22 protein-coding genes, 1 pseudogene and 1 riboswitch are annotated in these 22,634 nt (G+C 60.1%); of the genes and pseudogenes, 12 read left to right on the plus strand and 11 right to left on the minus strand.

What is annotated here, in order from left to right; translation table 11 throughout:
• Position 1 precedes the first annotated feature (1 nt).
• Positions 2-376 carry a biofilm regulation phosphoprotein SiaC gene (gene siaC, locus H559_RS0111650; protein WP_028452857.1) on the plus strand — a complete coding sequence of 125 codons (375 nt, stop codon included), beginning with the start codon at positions 2-4 and terminating at the stop codon, positions 374-376.
• Complete coding sequence (gene siaD / locus H559_RS0111655; protein WP_028452858.1) at positions 373-1,164, plus strand: biofilm regulation diguanylate cyclase SiaD; 792 nt, start codon at positions 373-375, stop codon at positions 1,162-1,164. The genes siaC and siaD overlap by 4 nt, the downstream gene beginning before the upstream one ends.
• Before the next feature lie 17 nt (positions 1,165-1,181).
• Here the strand turns inward: siaD and H559_RS0111660 are convergent, their stop codons facing one another.
• The 5 genes from H559_RS0111660 to H559_RS0111680 form a co-directional block, all read right to left on the minus strand.
• Positions 1,182-1,649 (minus strand): DMT family transporter, encoded by a 468-nt coding sequence (locus tag H559_RS0111660; protein ID WP_028452859.1) that lies wholly within the window; start codon positions 1,647-1,649, stop codon positions 1,182-1,184.
• Between the two features lie 132 nt (positions 1,650-1,781).
• A complete protein-coding gene (locus H559_RS21780; RefSeq protein WP_051279363.1) occupies positions 1,782-2,231 on the minus strand; it encodes a copper uptake system-associated protein in 450 nt (149 codons plus the stop codon).
• Between the two features lie 113 nt (positions 2,232-2,344).
• On the minus strand, positions 2,345-3,052 hold the full coding sequence (locus H559_RS21785; RefSeq protein ID WP_051279365.1) for an energy transducer TonB: 708 nt from the start codon (positions 3,050-3,052) through the stop codon (positions 2,345-2,347).
• Positions 3,053-3,143: 91 nt separating this feature from the next.
• Positions 3,144-3,572 (minus strand): DUF2946 family protein, encoded by a 429-nt coding sequence (locus tag H559_RS0111675; protein ID WP_028452860.1) that lies wholly within the window; start codon positions 3,570-3,572, stop codon positions 3,144-3,146.
• A 68-nt stretch (positions 3,573-3,640) separates the two neighbouring features.
• Positions 3,641-4,330 (minus strand): glutathione S-transferase family protein, encoded by a 690-nt coding sequence (locus H559_RS0111680; RefSeq protein ID WP_081413025.1) that lies wholly within the window; start codon positions 4,328-4,330, stop codon positions 3,641-3,643.
• Between the two features lie 255 nt (positions 4,331-4,585).
• Here H559_RS0111680 and H559_RS0111685 point away from each other — a divergent pair, with 255 nt between their 5' ends.
• Positions 4,586-5,662, plus strand: coding sequence for a calcium:cation antiporter (locus tag H559_RS0111685; protein WP_028452862.1), 1,077 nt, complete (start codon positions 4,586-4,588; stop codon positions 5,660-5,662).
• Between the two features lie 96 nt (positions 5,663-5,758).
• On the opposite strand, the gene H559_RS0111690 is transcribed toward H559_RS0111685, so the two are convergent.
• Entirely contained in the window at positions 5,759-6,670 is a 912-nt protein-coding gene (locus tag H559_RS0111690) for a PilZ domain-containing protein (protein ID WP_028452863.1), read from the minus strand.
• A gap of 240 nt (positions 6,671-6,910) precedes the next feature.
• Here H559_RS0111690 and H559_RS0111695 point away from each other — a divergent pair, with 240 nt between their 5' ends.
• Positions 6,911-7,210 (plus strand): DUF6506 family protein, encoded by a 300-nt coding sequence (locus H559_RS0111695; RefSeq protein WP_028452864.1) that lies wholly within the window; start codon positions 6,911-6,913, stop codon positions 7,208-7,210.
• Positions 7,211-7,214: 4 nt separating this feature from the next.
• Here H559_RS0111695 and H559_RS0111700 read toward each other — a convergent pair whose 3' ends face one another.
• Both H559_RS0111700 and H559_RS0111705 read right to left on the minus strand, forming a co-directional pair.
• Positions 7,215-8,054 carry a helix-turn-helix domain-containing protein gene (locus H559_RS0111700; RefSeq protein ID WP_081413027.1) on the minus strand — a complete coding sequence of 280 codons (840 nt, stop codon included), beginning with the start codon at positions 8,052-8,054 and terminating at the stop codon, positions 7,215-7,217.
• 118 nt (positions 8,055-8,172) lie between these two features.
• Positions 8,173-10,155, minus strand: a complete 1,983-nt coding sequence (locus H559_RS0111705; protein ID WP_028452866.1) for a peptidase U32 family protein — start codon at positions 10,153-10,155, stop codon at positions 8,173-8,175.
• Positions 10,156-10,321: 166 nt separating this feature from the next.
• Between H559_RS0111705 and H559_RS0111710 the strand changes: the two genes are divergently transcribed.
• On the plus strand, positions 10,322-11,899 hold the full coding sequence (locus H559_RS0111710) for an inorganic phosphate transporter (protein WP_028452867.1): 1,578 nt from the start codon (positions 10,322-10,324) through the stop codon (positions 11,897-11,899).
• Between the two features lie 62 nt (positions 11,900-11,961).
• Here the strand turns inward: H559_RS0111710 and H559_RS0111715 are convergent, their stop codons facing one another.
• Positions 11,962-13,317 carry a TrpB-like pyridoxal phosphate-dependent enzyme gene (locus H559_RS0111715; RefSeq protein ID WP_028452868.1) on the minus strand — a complete coding sequence of 452 codons (1,356 nt, stop codon included), beginning with the start codon at positions 13,315-13,317 and terminating at the stop codon, positions 11,962-11,964.
• A 242-nt stretch (positions 13,318-13,559) separates the two neighbouring features.
• Positions 13,560-15,422, minus strand: a complete 1,863-nt coding sequence (gene thiC / locus H559_RS0111720; protein ID WP_444541993.1) for a phosphomethylpyrimidine synthase ThiC — start codon at positions 15,420-15,422, stop codon at positions 13,560-13,562.
• 100 nt (positions 15,423-15,522) lie between these two features.
• A riboswitch (TPP riboswitch) is annotated at positions 15,523-15,638 on the minus strand.
• A gap of 91 nt (positions 15,639-15,729) precedes the next feature.
• Here thiC and H559_RS20120 point away from each other — a divergent pair.
• The 7 genes from H559_RS20120 (at position 15,730) to rfbC (ending at position 21,946) form a co-directional block, all read left to right on the plus strand.
• Positions 15,730-16,377 carry a protein-L-isoaspartate O-methyltransferase family protein gene (locus H559_RS20120; protein ID WP_034640993.1) on the plus strand — a complete coding sequence of 216 codons (648 nt, stop codon included), beginning with the start codon at positions 15,730-15,732 and terminating at the stop codon, positions 16,375-16,377.
• 73 nt (positions 16,378-16,450) lie between these two features.
• Complete coding sequence (locus H559_RS22230; protein ID WP_162143321.1) at positions 16,451-17,233, plus strand: glycosyltransferase; 783 nt, start codon at positions 16,451-16,453, stop codon at positions 17,231-17,233.
• 70 nt (positions 17,234-17,303) lie between these two features.
• Positions 17,304-18,437, plus strand: a complete 1,134-nt coding sequence (locus tag H559_RS0111735; protein WP_245579370.1) for an MraY family glycosyltransferase — start codon at positions 17,304-17,306, stop codon at positions 18,435-18,437.
• Positions 18,438-18,441: 4 nt separating this feature from the next.
• The gene (gene rfbB, locus H559_RS0111740) at positions 18,442-19,500 is read left to right on the plus strand and encodes a dTDP-glucose 4,6-dehydratase (protein WP_028452871.1); all 1,059 of its coding nucleotides are present in this window, start codon (positions 18,442-18,444) and stop codon (positions 19,498-19,500) included.
• Between the two features lie 2 nt (positions 19,501-19,502).
• Complete coding sequence (rfbD, locus tag H559_RS0111745; RefSeq protein WP_028452872.1) at positions 19,503-20,405, plus strand: dTDP-4-dehydrorhamnose reductase; 903 nt, start codon at positions 19,503-19,505, stop codon at positions 20,403-20,405.
• Between the two features lie 19 nt (positions 20,406-20,424).
• Positions 20,425-21,309 carry a glucose-1-phosphate thymidylyltransferase RfbA gene (rfbA, locus tag H559_RS0111750; RefSeq protein WP_028452873.1) on the plus strand — a complete coding sequence of 295 codons (885 nt, stop codon included), beginning with the start codon at positions 20,425-20,427 and terminating at the stop codon, positions 21,307-21,309.
• A gap of 85 nt (positions 21,310-21,394) precedes the next feature.
• Entirely contained in the window at positions 21,395-21,946 is a 552-nt protein-coding gene (gene rfbC, locus H559_RS0111755) for a dTDP-4-dehydrorhamnose 3,5-epimerase (RefSeq protein WP_028452874.1), read from the plus strand.
• 85 nt (positions 21,947-22,031) lie between these two features.
• On the opposite strand, the pseudogene H559_RS23160 reads toward rfbC, so the two are convergent.
• Positions 22,032-22,634 (minus strand): annotated as a pseudogene (locus tag H559_RS23160) (integrase core domain-containing protein); the annotation flags it as partial.

Below are 22,634 nucleotides of genomic sequence, written 5' to 3' on the forward strand. Positions count from 1 at the left end.
GATGCAAGACCTCTCCATTTCCGCTACCGCCGCCGCGCCGGCCATCACGACAGACTGGTCTGCCGGCCTGGTCCGCCTGCAGGGCGACTCCTATCCGGAAAATGCCTTCGAGCTTTTCCAGCCCTTGCTCGACTGGATCGGTGCCTTTCTGGCCTCGGAAAGCCGTCCGCTGCAGCTGGAGCTGCGCCTGTTGTACCTCAATACCAGCTCGGTACGCATCATGATGGATGCGCTCGACCAGCTCGAAGCCGCGCACAGGCGAGGTTTCCCTGTTACTGTCCGCTGGTATTACGATGCCCGCAACGAGCGCGTGGCCGAACTCGCCGAAGAGTTCCGCGAGGATTGCACCTTTCCCTTCGACATCATTGCGGAATGAGCAGCGTGCACGACAAGGATGCTTTTGATCTGGAGCTGGAGGCCGCGCTGGCCAATCCGGCATGGCAGGATCACCCGCTGCATGCGCTGCTGCAGCAGTTGCAGCAGCGTTATGCCGAGCGCACGACCATTCTAGAGCGCCTCACGCGCATCGCCGACCAGTACCAGCTGGCCGAGCGCGAGCGCGGCTTGAGCTTTGCGCAGCGCTACGAGCGGCAACTGCGGCAGCTGGAAAAGATTGTCCGGATCAGCGACCAGTACCAGCACATGCTGCGCGACCTGAACAATGAGCTGCAGCGTACCGCATCGCACGATCTGCTGACGGGGCTGTTCAACCGGCGCTACCTGTTCGACCGCCTCAGCGATGAGCTGGCGAAGGCCGTGCGCGGGCAGGGCGGTTTTGCACTGGCGATGGGCGATGTCGATTTCTTCAAGCAGATCAACGACAGCTGCGGGCACGACGTGGGTGATGCCGCGCTATGCCATGTCGCACGGATGATCGAAGCGCCCTTGCGCGAGTACGACCTGTGCGGGCGCTGGGGCGGCGAGGAATTTCTGCTGCTGTTTCCGGCGGGGGATCTGGAATCGGCGCAGCAGGCCATCCAGCGCATCCGGCAGCAGCTGCTTGACCAGCCCTTCATCCACGATGGACAGATTTGCCCGCTGACGCTCAGTTTCGGCTGCACCACCTATCAGCATGGCGAGAGCATCACGGCCATCCTGAAGCGGGTGGACGAGGCGCTGTATCGCGCCAAGCACGCCGGGCGCGACTGCATCGAACTGGCCTGACCGGCGCGGCTGCCTGTTTACTTCGCAGCGCCGAGCCTGTCGCCGAAATTCACCAGCAGCACGCCGGCGATCACGAGTACCGCGCCGGCCAGCCGCCAGCCATTGATGTCGCGCAGTGGCATGCCGAGCAGCCCCAGGCGGTCAAAGAGCAGCGAGGCCAGTATCTGTCCGGCGATGATCAGCGAGAGCATCGCCGCCACGCCGATGCGTGGTGCCAGAAAGGTCGTGCCGAAGACGAAGAGCGCACCGAGTATGCCACCCAGCAGCATCCACCATTCCACCCGTGGCAGTTGCAGCAGCCCGCTCATCTTCTGCCCGGTCAGGCAGGCGACCGCCAGCAGAGCCAGCGTGCCGATCGCAAAGGAAACCAGCGCCGCCAGAATGGTGCTGCCACCGATCACGGCTTTCAGCTGGTTGTTGATGGCGGCCTGCAAGGGAACGACGAGGCCGATGGTCAGGGCAAGCAGGGGATAGACGGGGTTCATGCGCGCTCCGGAGGTAACGAGCGCGCAGTTTAGCAGGGTGTCTCCTGCATTTTTCGGTGTTGCTGAAAAATGCCTCACAGACTCTTTTCAAGAGACGGTTTGTTCCGTCACTGCGCTCTGCTTGCCGCCTGTTCAGTGCTGCGCGGCGTGTGTGCTGGCTGCACTGGCTTTGCCATGAGCCTCATGGCCATGGTGCTGGCCACCCTTGTCCATGTGAACCACTCTCTGGAAGGACGCCAGCTGTGCGCGTTCTCCCGCCGTCAGTTCCTGCTCGGCACGACCCAGTTCGGCCAGCAGCGCTTTCGCCGTTGCCGGGCTGGCTCCGGCCTGTTCCAGCAGGCGGTTGGTGATCGTGCCTGCGCACAGCAGCGTCTGCCAGCCGTGCTCGCCTTTCTGCAGGATGGCCCGCCCGCCGCGCGCGCCCTGCAGCCAGCCGGCAATGCCGAATCCGTCCAGCGTGACGACCGGCTTGACCGTCAGCGGTGCATCGGGTTTTTCCCAGACGGATTTCATATGGGCGACGATGGCCATTTCGTCGTGCTCGGCGCAGGCCAGTGCGGCGGGCAGCAGCAGTGCGCTCATCAGGGCAAGGATGGAAAACAGTTTTTCATGGTTGCTTGATCTCGTGTGGCATGGCCGGGGCAGGCCCGGCTTGTTGTTGTATGTGTTTGGCACTGCCAGGTGGCAGTAAGGTTTCAGTTGTGCAGCTGGAAGGTAATCGGCACCAGCACGGTGTCGGCGACCGCCTCGTCGCCGCGGCGGGCCGGGACAAAGCGCCAGCGCAGCACCGCATCGCGGGCGGCGCGGTCGAGCCGGTAGAAGCCGCTCGACTGCTCGATGCTGACGGACTCGACCTCGCCGCTCGCCAGTACTTTGACTCGCAGTACCACGCGGCCCTCTTCCTCGCGCCCGGGGCGCCTTGATGCCGCCGGATGTTCGGGCGGCGGATTGTTCAGGTAGGCCGCATTGCTGCTGGCAGGAACGAATCGTGCCGCGGGTGTGCCGCTTGCCGCTGCCTGGACGCCAGCCGCGCTTTGCCGGGCTGAACCCGCCGTACCCGCCCCGTCATCCTGCGCAGTCGCTGCTTGCGCCGGTTTTGCGCTGGCCTGTGCCGGCACCAGTACCGGCAGCGGTGTGGCGGCCACCTTTCCCGGTATGGGCCTAGCCGCCTGCTGAGCTGCTGTTTTCCCCTGCATTCGGGGTGTTGCCAGCGCGCTGCGTGTGGCTGGACTGGGCAGAGCTGTGCCTGCTGGCGCGTCCAGCCGAACCTGCAGCCGCTCTGCAAGAACTGGGAGCGCCGCAATGCGGGCTTCCCAGCTGGCAAAAAACACGAGCAGCAGGTGCAGCAGCAGACTGATGCCCAGCGCAGTCAGCAGGATTCCGGCTGGCTTGCGGCAGGTCATGGCTAACTGGTTGTTGGGGTATATTGCCATTGCCTTCCGTTTTATTGGGCTATGAGGCAATGCCTGGTCGGGTATGTGTTTCGGACTTGGTTCAGGCTACTTGCGCGGGAGGCGCATGGCCGGGCGGGAGCAGATAATCGGATGCCGGGATAAAAAAGCCCGTGCCCTCTGCCATACGGAGCGGAATGGCAGCATAGCGGGTGACGGGCAAGGCCGGTGGCGCCGCCGGCGGCGCCAGTTGCAGGTGCGAGCTGATCGCACAGACGGGACAGGAAACGGGCCTGGCCTTGAAGGGCCCGCTGTCATTGTCGGAGAAAGGCTGGGTGCTGGTCGTGGCCAGCGCGGCCTGGTCTGCCTTGATCCGTTCGGCGCCGGTCTGGCCGGCCGTGCTGCACAGCGTCAGACGCAATGCGCCCTGCACCGGCATGCGGTGAATGAACGGCAGCAGCAGCATGGCCAGCATTGCGCCAAGCGCAAGCCAGGCCACGCGTTGCCGGATCAGCGGACGGCGTGTGAACATGAACGACCTGTGGGAGATGTCGCGCGCATTCTAGCAGCTTGCCGAAAGACAGGGGGACGCCCTGTCGTTCAGGACGCCGTGCGCGCCGCTGCGGCTTCCGCCGCGCTGCGATAGGGCTCGTCGCATTCGACATAGTCGTGCTCGAGGCGCGCTTCGCGACACCATTCCTGCAGTGCAGGCAGTGCCAGCATCGCATCGACATAGGCTTGCGCCTCGGCCGGCAAGGCTACCGCGTGCGTGGTGAGCCGCAGGATGACCGGTGCGAAAAAGGCATCGACCGCGCTGAACGCGCCGCACAGGAAGGGGCCGCCATCACCGAAGCGGGCGCGGCAATCGGCCCAGGCACTCACCAGCCGATCGATGTCGCGCTGCACGCCCTCGCTCATGCCGATGCCCGGCAGGCTGGCTTCGACATTCATCGGCATCGCGCTGCGCAAGGCGCCAAAACTGCTGTGCATTTCGGCGGCAAGGCTGCGGGCGGTGGCGCGCGCCTGCGGATCGGCCGGCCAGACGCCGGCATCGGGAAAATGCTCGGCCAGGTATTCAACGATGGCCAGCGTATCCCAGACGGCAAAGTCGTGGTCCAGCAGCACCGGTACCTTTGCGGTGGGCGAATACTGGCGGGCTTTCAGCTTGAAATCGGGGTCGTTGAACGAGAGGTTGATCTCGGTGAACGGGATGTCCAGCGCCTGGAGCACCAGCCAGGGGCGCAGTGACCAGGACGAGTAGTTCTTGTTGCCTATGACCAGTTGCAGCATCGCAGAATCTCCGCAGGAATCGGATCGGGAAGACCTATCATAGTCAGTATTTTGTCAGCGCTGGTGTTACGGTAATACCTGCTAATGTATGCAGATTTCATAATGGCATGCCAAGGGCTGTGCTTATATACCCAGGTATGGCTGTTTCCGTCTGTCTTCCCGCGTACATAATTACGGGTAAATACGTCGCATCTCGGTCTGCGCGGGGACAGTGGCTTGTTACCATTGGCATAAATGACAGAACAGGAGAACACGATGTTGAACCGCCTGCCGCACTGGACCCTGATCCTGCCGCCCATGGGCTGCCTGGCCTTGCTGCTGGGCAGCTGGCTGCCCGCCTCGATGCCGCTGACGCTGCTGATTGCGCTGATTCTGGCAGGCACCGTGTTTGCCGCCGTACACCATGCCGAAGTCGTGGCGCACCGCATCGGCGAGCCACTGGGTACGCTGGTGCTGGCGCTGGCCGTCACCATCATCGAGGTCGCGCTGATTGTCTCCATGATGGTCGGCGGCGGTGAAGCCAAGGCCATGCTGGCGCGCGACACGGTGTTTTCCGCGATCATAATCGTCTGCAACGGCATTGTCGGTGTCTGCCTGCTGCTGGGCGGGCTGCGCCACCATGTGCAGGGCTTCCAGCTGCAGGGGGCGAATGCCGCGCTGGGTGTGCTGATTCCGCTGGCGGTGCTGACGCTGGTGCTGCCCAACTACATGCACAGCAGCGCCGGGCCGGCGCTGTCGGCCAGCCAGCTGGCCTTTACCGGCGTGGTGTCGCTGACCTTCTATGCTGTTTTCATCTTCGTGCAGACCATCCGTCACCGCGACTATTTCCTGGTTCCCGGCAGCCACAGCGAGGACGAGCACGCGCCGCCGCCCGGCAAGCGTCAGGCGACCATCAGTGCCGTGCTGCTGCTGATCGCGCTGGTGGTGGTCGTGGGGCTGGCGAAACTGCTGTCGCCGACCATCGAGCATCTGGTGGCCGCCGCCGGAGCCCCCCCGGCGGTCGTGGGCATCATCATTGCCGCGCTGGTGCTGATGCCCGAAGGGCTGGCCGCCGCGCGCGCTGCACAGGCCGATCGCCTGCAGACCAGCCTGAATCTCGCGCTGGGCTCGGTGCTCGCGACCATCGGTCTGACGATTCCGGTGCTGGCCGGCATCTATGTCGTGCTGGGCGAGCCGCTGATGCTCGGACTGGGCGTGCGGGACATCATCCTGCTGCTGCTCACGCTCTTTGTGAGCACGATGACCCTGGCGACCGGGCGCACGACAGTCCTGCAGGGCATGGTGCACCTGCTGCTGTTCGCGATCTTCCTCTTTCTGTCGATCGCGCCGTAATCATGTTGGGTATCTGTCTGTAGCCATTACGGATGGTTTGTTATGGCGTGATAGGGCGTAGGGGTACCTCTGTTCTGGCCAGCAGGTCCTGTCCGCTCAGTTTTTGTCTGCCGCCAGTAGCCCGCGCTGCACGTGGCGGCGAATGGCCTGCATTTCCGCATCGTCCAGATGGCTGAATTCGATGCCGTGCAGTACGACGTCGCTGGACTGCATGCCGGTATGGCGGTTGCGGATGATGCCTGGCAGCGCCAGCGTGAGGTGCCCCTGCTCGGTGGGCAGCACAAAGCGCAGCAGCAGAGTGTCGCCAGCCTTGCCCAGCCGGGTGTGATACTGCACCAGAGCGCCCTGCTCCGAGAGGTTGAGCAGCAGCGCACTGCGGCGCACCTCGCCTTCATGCTCGATCAGCACCGGTTGGTGGACCGGCAGGCGCGGACACAGGCGATCCTGCTGCAGCGCAACGTCAGCAGGCCAGCCAAGGTGCAGATACCAGTAGGGTTGTGCGCAGCTCAGCCGCAAGGGGCTGGCAAAACGCAGCACGTCCTGTCCGACTGCCACGCGCACATCGATGCTGGCAGCCTTGGCGAGGCGTACGCGCAGTGTTTCCTGTGCGGGGCCGGCGGCGGGGCGCACCAGCAAGTCTTCACCCGGGATGATGCCGATCAGATGGGCAGGCAGCGAGTCGCCCTGCGCATCGCCCTCGGGGCTCAGGAACAGCAGCGTGCCCGGGCCGAGGTGAAACTCTTCCAGCCGCACGGTCGATCTGACCGGACTGGCCTCCTGTGAGTCCACTTCGTCGATCTGGCCGAGTTCTTCGACATTGCACAGGCCGATGGCCTGGATGCGCTGCAGCAACTGGGCATCAGCAATGATCTCGCCGCGATCAAGCAGCAGTTCGCCATAAGGATCACGGATCTGCAGGGCGGAGGCTTCGTCAAGCTGCAGCAGGCTTGGCGGAACGGCAATCCACATCGGCATCTGGGTATCAACCATCATCGTCACCGCTGACATATACGCATGCTGTATCAATGGCAGATGCCATGCCGGCTTACAGGAAAATCTGCCGTAACGGCTGCAAGAGGCCGACATAAGGTTGCCAGCGTGACGCAGTCCGGAATCCGTTGCAGATTCAGCATCTTGCAAGCGCTTCTTGCACCGATCCTCCGGTGGCGGGCGCAGCACGTTTTTCCAATCCGGTGCTTGGGCCGGGCGCTACAGTGTCTGCTCGATCAACCGTAACGGAGTCATGCCATGAGTTTGCGTTTTGCTTTCATGTTTGTTGTTCCCGAAGCCGATCCGTCCCTGCACCGGGGGCTGGTCAGCACACCGCTGGCCGAGATGATTACCATCGCTGTGCCGGATTATGCGCAGGCCTGCCGGACGGCCGTTGCGCTGGCCGATGAAGGCTGCGTGGCCATCGAGCTGTGCGGCGGTTTCGGCCACCGGGGCGTGGCGATGGTGACCGAGGCTGTTGCCGGCCGTGCGCAAATCGGCGTCGTGCGTTTTGACCATCACCCGGTGCTGGGCCGCTCGGGCGACGCGGACGCCTGATTTCTCAGCTTCGCCCCGGCGGCGCATTCGCCGGCCGGGGCGAATAGAACAGGCGCGGGCCGGCATCCTTCAGCAATTGCAGCGGCGAGCTGCGGCTGAACTGCCGGACGTCGCGGTGCAGGTGAGCCTGGTCGTAATAGCCGTATTCGCAGGCCAGCCCCGCCAGCGAAGGCTGCGGGTCGAACAGGGCTGCGCGCAGGAAGCGCTCGAAGCGGCACAGGCGATGGTAGTACTTGGCGCTCACGCCCTGCGTGGCGTGAAACTGCCGCGATAGGTGGCTGCGGTGGCAGTCCTGCTGCTCGGCATACTCGCCCAGCACAAAGCCCGCGCACTCCTCATGCATGGTGCCGGCCAGCCGGTGCATGGCCTCCAGCTCCGGTCGTGCTTGCAGCCGGGCAAGCAGGAATTCCTCCGCCTGCGCGCATTGCGCCGCAAAATCGCGGCAATGCCGGATTGCGGCAAGTGCATTACCGGCTTCCGGCCAGATGGTGGCAGGGGGCGTGAAGCGGTCGACCAGTGCCGCGAGCGGCGTGCGCGTGAAAAACGGCAGCGCACCGGCGCGAAAACGGATCGCAAAGACCGTTTGCCCGCTTTGCCGCATCGGCAGGCAGACGCTGCGCAGGCAGAGCAGGCCATCTTCGCTGTGCCGCGCAGCGTGGCCGTCGGCTTCTTCCAGCCAGAGCTCGGCGCCGGTGCCGGGGAAGCGTGTCAGCCAGGCAGGGTCGTCCGCCGCAAAGGCATAGCGGCGGAAGCTGTGTATCCACGGGGCCAGCAAGGGGGAGGGTAATGCCTGCAGCTGTTTCATCGCGTTCGTGCCGGATAAGCTGCCAGCATACTCGCTCATCGGCCCGCAGGGATGATTGGAAAAATGTGCGGGCCGGGTGACACGGCCGGGCTTTGCTTACCCGGTGCCGTATATTTCTGCAGCCCTTTTATTGCAATGGCTGCAGAAATATACCTGCTTATTTGATGTTGGCCGGTTTTTCGCGGAAGAAAGTGATGGGCTGCGGCGTGGCCGGGATGATGCTGGGCGGTGCGGATTTGAAGATGTGCGGCTTCATCTTGCCCACTACGTGCATCTCGCACGGTTTGCAGTCGAACTTCAGCGTGTAGGTTTCGTTGCCGGTTTTCAGCGTCATCGGCTCGGCCCTGATCTGGCCCTTCACGCCGATGATGCCCTTGCCCTGCTTGGGGCAGAGGTTGTACGAGAAGCGCAGGCAGTGCTTGGTGATCATCAGGCTGACTTCGCCGGCTTCCTCGTGCGCCTCGTAGGCGGCATCGATCAGCGCCACGCCGTGCTTGTGGTAGAACTCGCGTGCCTTGTGGTTGTAGACGTTGGCCAGATACGACAGCGAGGTTTCCGGGTAGGGTACCGGCGGCTCGACCGCGGCCTTGCGGGTCGGGCGCTGCCAGCCGGCAATGCGCGTGGCTTCAAGCTGCTCGATCACCTCGCGGCGTAGTGCGTTGATCTGGCTGGCCGGCACGAACCACGGCTGGCTGAGCGACAGCTGCACATCGACGGCATTGAAGATCGTGTTGCCGAGCTTGGCAACGTTGTCCCGCAGGCCGGCCAGCGCTTTCTCGGCATTCTGGGCCGGCTCCAGCGCCAGCTCCAGCGTGCTGGATGCGCTAAAACCGTCCTCGTCCGTCGCGGTCAGCGTCAGTGAATGGTGCGAATCGGCGAGGGTCAGCCAGACATCGATCTTGCGTTCGGACGACTTCTTGGTCAGTGCCTGTTCCCAGGCGTGGTCGCGGTTGCGGTGGATGGTCAGGCCGGGTTTCAGGCCTTCGAGTTCGCTCATCGCTTCGTTGGGGAATACCCGCCAGGTGTTCTGCTCGCGATTGATGATTTCAACCGTGTTGGCCTGCATACCCACCACTTCGCGCTTTTTCATGTAATTCAAGCCGTCGCCATTGGCCAAGGGCTCCAGCGCTTCCAGCTCAAAATACTTCGGCGTCACACGCGTGACGGTGCCCAGTTCTGTGCCGACGAATTTCGGTGAATCGAAGGCTCCGATGTCGATCTTGCGGCCGGTGGCGAAATAATCGGTGTGGCCGCGGTGGAAGTTCTTGTCGACGTCCGGGGTAAACAGGATGTCGGTGCGCCCGCTGGAGGCTCGCGCCAGTTCCGGGCGGCGGTTGAGGATTTCGTCGAGCAGCAGGCGGTAGTGGGCGGTGATGTTCTTGACATAGCCCATGTCCTTGTAGCGGCCCTCGATCTTCAGCGAACGCACGCCGGCATCGAGCAGTGCTTCCAGGTTCGCGCTCTGGTCGTTGTCCTTCATCGACAAGAGATGCTTGTCGAAGGCCACCACGCCGCCATTCTGGTCGGTCAGTGTGTAGGGCAGGCGACAGGCCTGCGAGCAGTCGCCGCGGTTGGCGCTGCGGCCGTTGTCGGCATGGCTGATGTAGCACTGGCCGGAAAACGCCACGCACAGCGCGCCATGGATGAAGTATTCGATGGTCGCGCGGTTTCCGCAGGCATCCGAAATCTCGCGGATCTGCGGGATGGTCAGCTCGCGCGCCAGCACGATCTGCGAAAAGCCCGAATCGGCGAGAAACACCGCTTTGTCCTTGCCACGGATATCGCACTGCGTGCTGGCGTGCAGCTCGATCGGCGGCAGGTCGAGCTCCAGCAGGCCCATGTCCTGGATGATCAGCGCGTCGACACCGGCGTCGTAGTATTGCCACACCAGCTCGCGCGCCGCATCCAGCTCGCTGTCGTGCAGAATGGTGTTGAGCGTCGCGAAGATGCGCGCATGGTAACGGCGCGCGAACTTCACCAGTTCCGCAATCTCGCTGACCGTGTTCACCGCATTGTGGCGCGCGCCGAAGCTCGGGCCGCCGATATACACCGCATCCGCGCCATGCAGAATGGCCTCGCGGGCGATTTCGATGTTCTTGGCGGGGGCGAGCAGTTCGATCTGGTGGGGCAACAGCGACATGGGACATCCGGTTGGGGCAACAAGGCGCGGAAGTATATAGCAATCAGTGGCTTATGTGCATGCGGCGTGCGTCGTAACACCGCCGGGCAGAAGTGCCGCGACCGGTGGTGCAACTTTGACTGAGTCTGGTGGTCTCATGCCGCTTGATCTGCCATCACATTCCCCCATGAACCATCTGCAAATCGACAAGCTGCATGGCGCAGCCAAATCCGGCCATGCCGAGCTGATCCGTCTGGGCGTTGCCCTGCTGTTCATCGTCGGCATCATTTTCTATACCGCCTTGCGTGGCTCGCCTCCCAATATCATGCTGATCGTCGCTGCCGTGATCGGCGCCTATATGGCGATGAATATCGGTGCCAACGACGTGGCCAATAATGTCGGCCCTGCGGTCGGATCGGGGGCGCTTACCATGGGTGGTGCGCTGATCATCGCAGCCATTTTCGAGGCTGCCGGAGCGCTGATTGCCGGAGGGGATGTCGTGACCACCATCCGCAGCGGCATCATCGACCCTGAGCAGATTCCCGATCTGCAGACCTTTGTCTGGATCATGATGGCCGCGCTGCTGGCCGGTGCGCTGTGGCTGAATGTGGCTACCGCGGTCGGTGCGCCTGTATCGACCACGCATTCGATTGTCGGTGCCGTACTGGGAGCTGGCGTTGCCGCCGGTGGTTTCGGCATCGCCGATTGGGGGCAGGTCGGCACGATTGCTGCCAGTTGGGTGATTTCGCCGCTGCTGGGCGGGGTGTTCGCGGCGCTGTTCCTGTATCTGATCAAGCGAACCATCACCTACCGGCAGGATATGGTGGCCGCAGCGACCAATACTGTGCCGCTGCTGGTCGGATTGATGGCCTGGACTTTCACCACCTACCTGATCCTGAAAGGGCTGAATAAGGTGTGGAAGGTCGATTTCCTGCCGGCCGTGCTGTATGGACTGGCTGCCGGTGTGGTGGTGATGCTGGTGCTGCGCCCTCTGCTGAAGTCCCGCCAGAGCCAGATCAGCAATACCAAGCAGAGTGTGAACAAGCTGTTTACCGTGCCGCTGATCTTTGCTGCCGCACTGCTTAGCTTCGCCCACGGCGCCAATGATGTGGCCAACGCCATCGGCCCGCTGGCTGCGATCAATGATGCGCTGGCCAGTGCCGGCGAACTGCACGGCAAGGCGGCGATTCCCTTGTGGGTGATGATGATCGGGGCGCTCGGTATTTCGATCGGGCTGGCGCTGTACGGCCCGAAGGTAATCCGCACCGTTGGCAGTGAAATTACCGAGCTCGACCAGATGCGGGCCTTCTGCATTGCGCTGGCCGCGACGATTACCGTGATTGTGGCCAGCCAGATGGGGCTGCCGGTCAGCTCGACCCATATCGCCGTTGGTGGCGTGTTTGGCGTGGGCTTCCTCCGTGAATACCTGAAGGCCAGTCACGCCCGCACGCTGGACGAGATCAAGGCGCATCATCCGGAAGATGACCAGGAGGCCATCGAGGCCTTCATGGCGCGCTTTGACAGGGCGACGATCCAGGAAAAGGGCCTGATGCTGGCCGAACTGAAAGAACAGGCGCGCCAGCAGCTCGATCCCGCACACTTTTCCAAGATGGAGCGCAAGAACCTGAAAAAGGTCTATCGCCAGGAGCTGGTAAAGCGCTCGCAGATCATGAAAATTGCCGCAGCCTGGGTGATTACCGTGCCCGCTTCGGCGCTGATGGCCGCCATGGTCTATTTCATGCTCCGTGGCATGCTGCTGGCCTGAGTGGCGGCGGTGCTATGAAAAACGGGCGGCTGGGCCGCCCGTTTTCATGGTGACGCAGGCGTTCAGGCCGGCACCTTCGGCAGGCGTGCCAGTGCAGCCACAATCGCCTCTTCCGGGTAGGCGTAGTCTTCCAGTTGGCCGCTGAAATATTTGTCGTAGCTCGCCATGTCGAAGTGGCCGTGGCCGGAGAGGTTGAAGAACAGCACCTTGGCTTCGCCCGCCTCCTTGCAGCGCTGTGCCTCGTCGAGGCAGGCACGGATGGCATGGCAGGATTCCGGCGCGGGGATGATGCCCTCCGCGCGCGCAAAGGTGACGCCCGCTTCGAAGGTGGCGAGTTGCGGTACAGCCACGGCCTCGATCAGTTTTTCGTGGTAAAGCTGGCTGACCAGCGTGCTGGCGCCGTGGTAGCGCAGGCCACCGGCGTGGATCGACGGTGGCATGAAATCATGCCCAAGTGTGTACTGCTTCATCAACGGCGTGAGGCCGACGGTATCGCCGAAGTCGTAGGCGTAATGGCCGCGCGTCAGGCTAGGGCAGGAGGCCGGTTCGACGGCGACGAGGCGCACATCACTGCCGGCAGCCTTGTCGGCGAGGAAAGGGAAGGCCACGCCGCCGAAATTCGAGCCACCGCCACACGGCGCGAAAATCATGTCCGGGTATTCGCCGGCCATCTCGAACTGTTTCTTTGCCTCCAGCCCGATCACGGTCTGGTGCAGCAGCACATGGTTGAGTACCGAGCCAAGACCATAGTTGGTGTCGGCGCGCGACGCGGCTTCTTCCACTGCCTCGGCAATCGCCAGTCCCAGCGAGCCGGGGTTGTTCGGGTCTTTGGCCAGCGCATCGCGGCCGCTGGCGGTTTCCATGCTCGGGCTGGCCAGCACGGTTGCGCCCCAGGCCTGCATCATCGAGCGGCGGAAGGGCTTTTGCTGGTAGCTCACTTTCACCATATAGATGCGCACGTCGATGCCGAACATCTGGCCGGCGAGTGCCAGCGAGCTGCCCCATTGTCCGGCGCCAGTTTCGGTCGTCATGCGGGTGACGCCTTCCTGCTTGTTGTAATACGCCTGTGCGATTGCCGAATTGAGCTTGTGCGAGCCGGCCGGGCTGGCGCCTTCGTACTTGTAATAGATGTGGGCCGGTGTGCCCAGCGCGGCTTCCAGGCGGTGGGCGCGCACGAGGCAGGTCGGGCGCCACATCTGATAAATCTCGCGCACCGGTTCGGGGATGGGAATCCAGCGCTCGCGGCTGACTTCCTGCTCGATGACTGCATTCGGGAAAATGGCCGATAGCGCATCCGGGCCAATGGCTTGGCCATCCGGCCCCAGCACCGGCGCGGGCGCATTGGGCATATCGGCGACGACGTTGTACCAATGCGTCGGGATGTCAGATTCGGGTAACCAAAATTTGGTCTGTGGCATGGCGAAGCTCCGGAGGCTGATTAATCGGATGATCTTAGCGGAGCAAGGTAGTCTGGCTTTGATCGACTACAAATTTTGCTGTCATGATGTATGCTGGTGTGTCTGTCTTCTGGGTATATGCTTGGAGCCTTTCATTGTTAATGCTTGGCTGGATATACCCATAAAAAGGCTGCGTTGTAAAAACAACGCAGCCTTTTCAGGTTTTACAGCCACCCACTTGCAGGCAGGTGTTGGTTCGGTAATCAGGCCTTGTCGTACAGCTTGGCGCCGCCCTGCACGAATTCGATCGCCTTGGCTTCCATGCCTTTCGCGAGCGCTTCTTCGTTGGCTTGCAGACCCTGCTTCTCGGCAAACTCGCGTACATCCTGCGTGATTTTCATCGAGCAGAAATGCGGGCCGCACATCGAGCAGAAGTGGGCGACCTTGGCGCTTTCCTTCGGCAGTGTTTCGTCGTGGAAGGAGCGTGCGCGATCCGGGTCGAGGCCGATGTTGAACTGGTCTTCCCAGCGGAATTCGAAGCGCGCCTTCGACATGGCATTGTCGCGGATCTGCGCGCCCGGGTGGCCCTTGGCCAGATCGGCTGCGTGCGCCGCCAGCTTGTAGACGATGATGCCTTCCTTCACGTCATCCTTGTTCGGCAGTCCCAGGTGTTCCTTCGGTGTGACGTAACACAGCATCGCGCAGCCGTACCAGCCGATCTGCGCGGCGCCGATGGCGGAGGTAATGTGGTCGTAGCCGGGGGCGATGTCGGTGGTCAGCGGGCCCAGGGTGTAGAACGGTGCTTCGTGGCACCATTCCAGTTCCAGGTCCATGTTTTCCTTGATCATCTGCATTGGCACGTGGCCCGGGCCTTCGATCATCACCTGAACGTCGTGCTTCCACGCGATTTGCGTCAGTTCGCCCAGCGTTTTCAGTTCGCCCAGTTGCGCTTCATCATTGGCATCCCACACCGAGCCCGGACGCAGGCCATCGCCCAGCGAGAAGGCCACGTCGTACTGCTTCATGATTTCGCAGATTTCTTCGAAATGGGTGTAGAGGAAGTTTTCCTTGTGGTGCGCCAGACACCACTTGGCCATGATCGAGCCGCCGCGTGACACGATGCCGGTCATGCGGTTGGCGGTCATCGGCACGTAGCGCAGCAGCACCCCCGCGTGAATGGTGAAGTAGTCGACACCCTGTTCGGCCTGCTCGATCAGCGTGTCCTTGAAGATTTCCCAGGTCAGGTCTTCGGCCTTGCCGTTCACCTTTTCCAGCGCCTGATAGATCGGTACGGTGCCAATCGGTACTGGCGAATTGCGCAGAATCCACTCGCGGGTTTCGTGGATGTTCTTGCCGGTCGACAGGTCCATGATGGTGTCGGCGCCCCAGCGGATGCCCCAGGTCATCTTGTCAACTTCTTCGGTAATCGACGAGGTGACTGCCGAATTGCCGATATTGCCGTTGATTTTCACCAGGAAGTTGCGGCCGATGATCATCGGCTCGGATTCCGGGTGGTTGATGTTGTTCGGGATGATTGCGCGGCCAGCGGCGATTTCATCGCGCACGAATTCCGGCGTGATCTTTTCCGGAATGTTGGCGCCGAAATTCTGGCCCGGATGCTGGAACAGCATCATCTTAGCCAGCTTTTCACCTTTCGCACCGAGTTCCTTCAGGCTCTCGATGTACTTTTCGCGCTGCAGGTTTTCACGGATCGCCACATATTCCATTTCCGGCGTGATGATGCCTTTGCGGGCATAGTGCATCTGGGAAACATTCATGCCCGGCTTGGCGCGGCGCGGCTTGCGCTGCAGGTCGAAGCGCAGGTGGTCGAGGCTGGCGTCGGCCTCGCGCAGGCGGCCGTAGTCGCTGGTCAGGCCATCGAGGATTTCGGTGTCATTGCGTTCTTCGATCCACGCGGCACGAATCGCTTCGAGTCCCTTGCGGACGTCAATTTTGGCATTCGGATCGGTGTAAGGGCCCGAACAGTCATACACATAGATCGGCGGGTTCTTCTCGCCGCCGAACATGGTCGGGGTGTCGTCCTGGCTGATTTCGCGCATCGGTACGCGGATGTCGGCACGGGAGCCCTGTACGTAAACCTTGCGGGAGTTGGGCAGCGGCTGGATGGCTGCTTCGTCGACTTGCGCCGTGTCGGCGCGGAATTCGGTGGGCTTGTTCATAACACTACTCTCCAATGGTCTTTTAAACGCGGCACAGAGGGAGTAGCAGATACGCAACTCGCTTCCCTACGCCGGTGTTAACCGGATCAGGTTCCAAGGGTGATTCTCATCTGCATCGTGTATCCGGGCGGATACGTGACAGCAGAACCCCTAGCGATTGATGTGTGTAGAGCTTAAAGACTTATGGGATAATTGCAAGTCAAATCCGGCCGCTGGCCGCCTGATATTCGTAAGCCTTGAGGTTGAGCAAAAAATGGATTGGGAACGCGCCCGCTACCTGATGGTAGAGCAACAGATTCGCCCCTGGAACGTCACCGACCAGAAGGTTCTGCAACGTTTTCTGGATGTAAAGCGCGAGGACTTCGTTCCCGCCGACAAACGCGAACTGGCGCTTGCCGATATCGAGCTGCCGGTAGGTGATGGTGCCCGTATGCTGGCGCCGAAGATCGAAGCGCGCTTCCTGCAGGAAGCCGCCATCAAGCCAACAGACCGCGTGCTGGTCGTTGGTGCGACGACCGGATATCTGGTGGCGCTGGCGGCAGGGCTAGGACAGGAAGTGTATGGCATCGAGCAGAATGCGAGTCTGGTCCAGTTTGCCAATGCGGCACTGACCAAGGCCGGAGTCAAAAACGCCCAAGTGCAGCAGGGTTCTGCGGCAGATGGACAGGCAGGACTGGCGCCGTTTGATGTGATTCTGGTGAGCGGCTCTGTGGCTGATGTACCGGCGCCACTGCTGACCCAGCTGGGCGCATCCGGCCGACTAATCCTGGTGACCGGTGCAGAGCCCAGCATGAGTGCCTGCCGCGTGACGAAGTCTCCGGATGGAGTCAGTTCCACGCAGAAGCTGTTTGAATACAATCTGCCAGCCCTGTTACCGGAAACCGTGGCATTTGCATTCTGACCGGTTCAGGCATTTAACGCTGTGAGTGCTGGCATGTCCGCAAGGCATGCCAGTTCGCTTTTGGAGTGGTGTTGTGGCGAATCCCCTTGCGAAATGCTCCGTAGGCTTGGTGATCTACCGGACCCCCGTTGCAGAATTGCTGCCTCTGTTTGATCTTCTGGCCGGAGATGGCGCCATTGCGGAAGTGCTGGTGTTTGACAATCAGGGTGATGTGAACCTGAGGGAAGAAGTGACGCGGCGAGGTTGGTTTTATGGCTGTGCAGGGCGGAATCTTGGTTTTGGTGCAGGGCACAATCGACTTCTGGCAAATGTCAGTCTGGAAAAGAGCTCCTTTCACCTCATTCTTAATCCGGATGTCACTTGGCCGAGCAGTCCGTTGCCAGTACTGCTCAGTTTTCTGACTGCTCATCCGGAGTGCGGCGCTGTGATGCCGGATGTTCGCAATGAAGATGGTTCACGCCAGTTTCTGGCAAAACGCTTGCCAAGCCCCCTCATTCTCTTTGGCAGGCGCTTCCTGCCGAAGTTTGAGTGGCTGAGGTGCCGCATCGCGCATTATGAGATGCGTGACGAAAGCTTCAGCTCTCCGACCCCCGTTCCGCTTATTTCCGGATGCTGCATGCTGGCACGGACAGAAGTGCTCAAGAAGCTAAAGGGGTTTGACGAGCGCTACTTCCTTTATCTTGAGGACTACGACTTGTGCCGGCGTATTGCACAAGCCGGATATACTCTGGTCATGAATCCGGATGTACATATAGTGCATGGCCACGGGCAGGCATCCTATCGCTGGGGCAGGGCTTTGCTGCTGCATCTGACTTCTGCAGTGAAGTACTTCAACCGCTGGGGCTGGCGTAACTGATGCTGCAATGTGAAGTATTTTGAAGGCAGGCGCTGTGCTTTTGCGATAAAATTCCCCGCTGCAATCAAGCTTGCGACTTTCTGTGAATATACTTTACTTTTTGTCTGCGTTTTTTGTAAGTTTTGTTGTGTGCCTTTTTCTGGTGCGCTTCCGGCACGCACATGCTCACTTGACTGCGGACAATGATCTGGATGGGGCTCAGAAGTTCCACGCCTTCGCTGTTCCTCGTGTCGGCGGCTTGGCGCTCCTGCTTGCATTGCTGCTAGATATTCCGTTGGTTTACCTTTTTGATGGCGCCTCGCTGGGCGGGGCATTCGCCTTGCTGCTCGCGAGTGCATTTCCCGCATTTGCTGGCGGTATGGCTGAAGATATCCTCAAGATTGGCCTTATCAAAACACGGCTCTTTGCCATGGTGGTCTCATGCCTGCTCCTCATCGCTTTACTGGGGTGGCTGATTATTCGCACCGATATGGCCATCGTGGATTGGCTTGTGCAATATCACTGGCTGGCTGTCATTGTCACGGTTGCCGCCATTCTCGGCATCATCAACGCCTTCAACCTCATTGATGGTTACAACGGATTGAGCAGTGCGGTGGGCATGATCATGCTGGCTTCGCTGAGCTACGTGGCCTTTAAGGTTGGCGACCGTCTTGTGATGGTTGCCGCTGTAAGCATGATCGGCGCCTGTCTCGGATTCACCTTGTGGAACTGGCCACGTGGGCTGATTTTTCTCGGCGACGGTGGTGCTTACACGCTGGGCTTCTGGCTGGCTGCGCTTGCGATTGCAATTGTAATGCGCAATCCTTCCGTCTCGCCGTGGTACTCCTCTGTGCTGCTGCTTTACCCAATCGTTGAGACTATTTTTACCATACAGCGCCGCCTTGACCGCAAGGCACACCCCGGCATGCCGGATGCTGCCCACCTGCACCAGTTGATCTACAAACGCATGATGCGCTGGGCTGTTGGCAGCTCCTGTCCGGAAGAGCGCACCATGCGCAACAGCATGACTTCCCCTTACCTGTGGTTTTTTGCCTCCCTTTCGGTGGTGCCTGCAACCCTGTTATGGCACTCAACACTCGGGCTGCAAATTACCGCCATCTGTTTTGTGATCGGCTATCTCTGGCTTTATCGCTGCATTACGCGGTTCAAAACGCCGAAATGGCTGGTTTATCGGAAAACGTCTAGAAAATCCCGAGAGGTTTGATTTCATGATTCTGGTTACAGGAGGCGCCGGCTTTATCGGCGCCAATTTCGTTCTGGATTGGCTGGCTGGCTCTGATGAGCCTGTGATCAACCTCGACAAGCTGACCTATGCCGGCAATCTCGATACACTGAAATCACTTGATGGCGATGGGCGGCACTTATTCGTCCGTGGCGATATCGGAGATCGCGAACTGCTCGGACGCCTGCTTACTGAGCATGCGCCGCGTGCAGTCATCAATTTTGCAGCCGAATCGCATGTTGATCGCTCGATTCATGGGCCGGGCGATTTCATACATACCAATGTGGTGGGCACCTTCAACCTTCTGGAAAGTGTGCGCGCCTACTGGAATGACCTGGCTGCTGATGAAAAGGAAGCTTTCCGCTTTCTGCATGTTTCCACTGACGAAGTCTATGGCACGCTTGAAGCCAGCGACCCACCCTTTGCTGAAACAAACCGCTACGAGCCGAACAGCCCATATTCGGCAAGCAAGGCCGCCAGCGACCACCTCGTGCGCGCATGGCATCACACCTATGGCTTGCCGGTGCTGACGACCAACTGCTCGAACAACTACGGCCCATACCACTTTCCGGAAAAACTGATTCCACTGGTGATCCTTAATGCACTGGCCGGCAAGTCGCTGCCGATTTATGGCGATGGCCAGCAAATTCGCGACTGGCTGTATGTGAAAGATCACTGTGCGGCCATCCGGCGCGTACTGGAAGCGGGCAGGCTTGGTGAGACCTACAACGTAGGAGGCTGGAACGAAAAAGCCAATGTGGATGTGGTAAATACCATCTGCAGCTTGCTGGACGAATTGCGACCACGGGTGGATGGCAAGGGCTATGCCGAGCAGATTACTTATGTCACTGATCGCCCGGGGCATGATCGGCGTTATGCGATTGATGCGACCAAACTCTCGCAGGAGCTGGGCTGGAAACCGGCAGAAACCTTCGAGTCTGGCATCCGTAAAACGGTGGGATGGTATCTGGCAAATCAGGACTGGATTCAGAATGTGACTTCCGGCGCTTATCGCGAATGGGTATCCACCCAGTACGGAGTGTAAGCATGGCTTTTCCGAAAATACTCGTCACCGGCGCGGCTGGCCAGGTGGGATTCGAGCTGCAACGAAGTCTTGCCGTGCTTGGCGAGATAATCGCAGTGGATCGCTACGAGTGCGATCTGAGTGATCCTGACGCCATTCGTGCTCTACTGACACGGGTCCAGCCGGATGTCATAGTCAATCCGGCTGCATACACGGCGGTTGACAAGGCGGAAGGCGAGCCGGAACTGGTGCATGCCATCAATGCCGGCGCGCCTGCCGAGTTCGCCCGCTGGGCTGCTGAGTGCGGAGTGCTGCTGGTGCATTACTCCACGGATTATGTGTTCGATGGGGGTAAAGATGGCTGGTACACCGAAGAGGATGTGCCAAATCCACGGTCAGTGTATGGCAAAACCAAGCTGGCAGGTGAAAATGCCATACGCGTCAGCGGCTGCCGCCATCTCATATTCCGCACCAGCTGGGTGTATGGCGCGCACGGAAACAATTTCCTCAAAACCATGCTGCGACTAATGCAGGAGCGCGATGCGGTGAACGTGGTCGCCGACCAGATCGGCGCACCGACTTCGGCGGCCTTGCTGGCAGACATTACCGCACAGATTATTGCCCGCTATCTGCATGCGGATCTGCCTATTGTATTCCCCTTTGGTACGTATCATCTGGTCGCCGAGGGGGTAACCAGTTGGCATGGGTATGCGCTGGAAGCTAATGATAATGCTAGGCTTCATGGGTATACCCTCAAGTGTACTGCCGAGACGATTGCGCCCATTCCGACCAGCGCATACCCGCTGCCTGCTCCGCGCCCGGCGAATTCTCGCCTCGATACCAGCAAGCTGCAAAGCACATTCAATCTGCGCCTGCCGCCTTGGCAGGTAGGTGTGCAGCAGGTAATGACCCTGCTTGCCAAGTGACATCCGGGAAAAGACAAACATGAATAATCGCAAAGGTATCATCCTCGCCGGAGGTTCCGGCACCCGGCTTTATCCGGCGACCATCGCGGTCAGCAAGCAACTGCTGCCGATTTACGACAAGCCGATGATCTACTACCCGCTCACCACACTCATGCTGGCGGGCATCCGTGAAATCCTGATCATCTCAACCCCGCAGGACACGCCACGCTTCGAGCAGCTGCTCGGTGATGGCCGCCAGTGGGGTATTTCACTCAAGTACGCAGTCCAGCCCAGTCCGGATGGATTGGCTCAAGCCTTTATTATCGGTGAGGATTTCATCGGTGATGACAATGTTGCATTGGTTCTCGGTGACAACATCTTCTATGGGCACGAATTCGCCGAATTGTTGCAGGATGCCGCCGCAAAGCAGGTAGGCGCCAGCGTGTTTGCCTACCATGTGCATGATCCCGAGCGCTATGGCGTGGTAGATTTTGACAAGGCAGGTAATGCTCTATCTATTGAAGAAAAGCCCGCACAGCCGAAATCGAACTATGCCGTGACCGGTCTTTATTTCTACGACAATGCTGTTGTCGACATCGCCAAAGGTATTAAACCCTCGCTGCGTGGCGAACTGGAAATTACCGATGTGAATGGTGAATATCTCAAGCGCGGAACTCTCGATGTAAAGACCATGGGGCGTGGCTTTGCCTGGCTGGACACGGGGACACACGAGTCCATGCTGGAAGCAAGTCTTTTTATCCAGACTATCGAGCAGCGGCAGGGATTGAAAGTTGCCAGTCCTGAAGAAGTGGCATATCGGCAGCAATGGATTGGTGTCGCGCAACTTGTTGAATTGGCGCAGCCGCTCAAAAAAACAGGCTATGGCCAATATTTGCTCCGGCTCACCAAAGAAACCCTGCGTTGATTATTTGATTTTTCAATGAAGCCTGAAGCCTCCAGGGTGTATTTACTCCTGAGCATTGTTATTGTGGGTTATAAGGAATATCCCTGTGAATGTAATCGATACCGAAATTCCTGATGTCAAGATTATCGAGCCGCGTGTTTTTGGTGATGATCGAGGATACTTTTACGAGAGTTTCAATCAGCAGCACTTCAACGCAGCCATCGGGCGCGAGGTCCAGTTTGTGCAGGACAATCACTCTCGTTCGGTGCAGGGAGTCTTGCGCGGACTGCATTACCAGCTGACCCCGCATCCGCAGGGCAAGCTGGTGCGCTGCACGCTCGGCGAAGTATTTGATGTGGCGGTGGATTTGCGCCAGTCATCTCCGACTTTTGGTAAATGGGTTGGCGTATCACTGAGTGCCGAAAACAAGCGCCAGCTCTGGATTCCTGAAGGCTTTGCCCATGGGTTTCTCGTTGTCAGTGATGTCGCGGAGTTTCTCTACAAAACAACCGACTTCTGGCATCCGGAACTTGATCGTTCGCTGAATTGGGCTGATCCGCATATCGCCATTGACTGGCCTCTTGCAGGCGGTGTGCCGATACTGGCACAAAAAGATGCAGCAGCTTCTTTCTGGAGTGATGCCGCTTTCTACTTGTAGAGTTTTCCGTGCCGGGTTTTAGTAGCCGAAGGTTCACCATCGTTTGGCGTTTGTGGGGGTATATGAATTTTGGATTTGTTGTTAGCTAGATGTCCAGTCCCGCTCGATTGATTACACGCTTTTTGAATAACTCTGGCCTTTGCTGCTGCCACTGCTTCATCGCTTGAAGGGGGGATTGGTGCTGTAGCGCCCGCTGTGGCAAATGCTGGTTATTAGAGCCAGACATAACGCGTCAGCGTCTGCGCCAGATCCTCCGCCGAGTCGAAGCGGTGCGTGGCCAGCACCTCGCTGATCCGGCCATTGAAGCGCTCCACCATCCCATTCGTTTGCGGATGGCGTGGTCTCGTCAGGCGATGTTCGATGCCCAGTGCGGCACACAGCCGGTCGAACTCATGTTCGCCACTGGCCTGCTTTTGCTTATTGAACAGCCGATCCGTGAACTCGCTGCCGCCGTCTTGTGCGGCCGGATCTGCACGAATACCCAGCGGGTGGCACGATCAATCGCAACAAACAGATAGCGTCGCGCCGTTTCATCCGGCATATGCGGCAGGTACTTCACATCCACATGCACAAACCCGGGTTCATACGCTTTGAACGGTTTCCCCTTGACCGGGCATGCCGGTGGCTCGAGGTCCCGCAGACGACTGACGCCATGGCGGGCCAGGCAACAGCCAAGGCCGGCTCGCGA

The organism is Chitinilyticum aquatile DSM 21506, assembly GCF_000430805.1.
GTDB lineage: Bacteria > Pseudomonadota > Gammaproteobacteria > Burkholderiales > Chitinibacteraceae > Chitinilyticum > Chitinilyticum aquatile.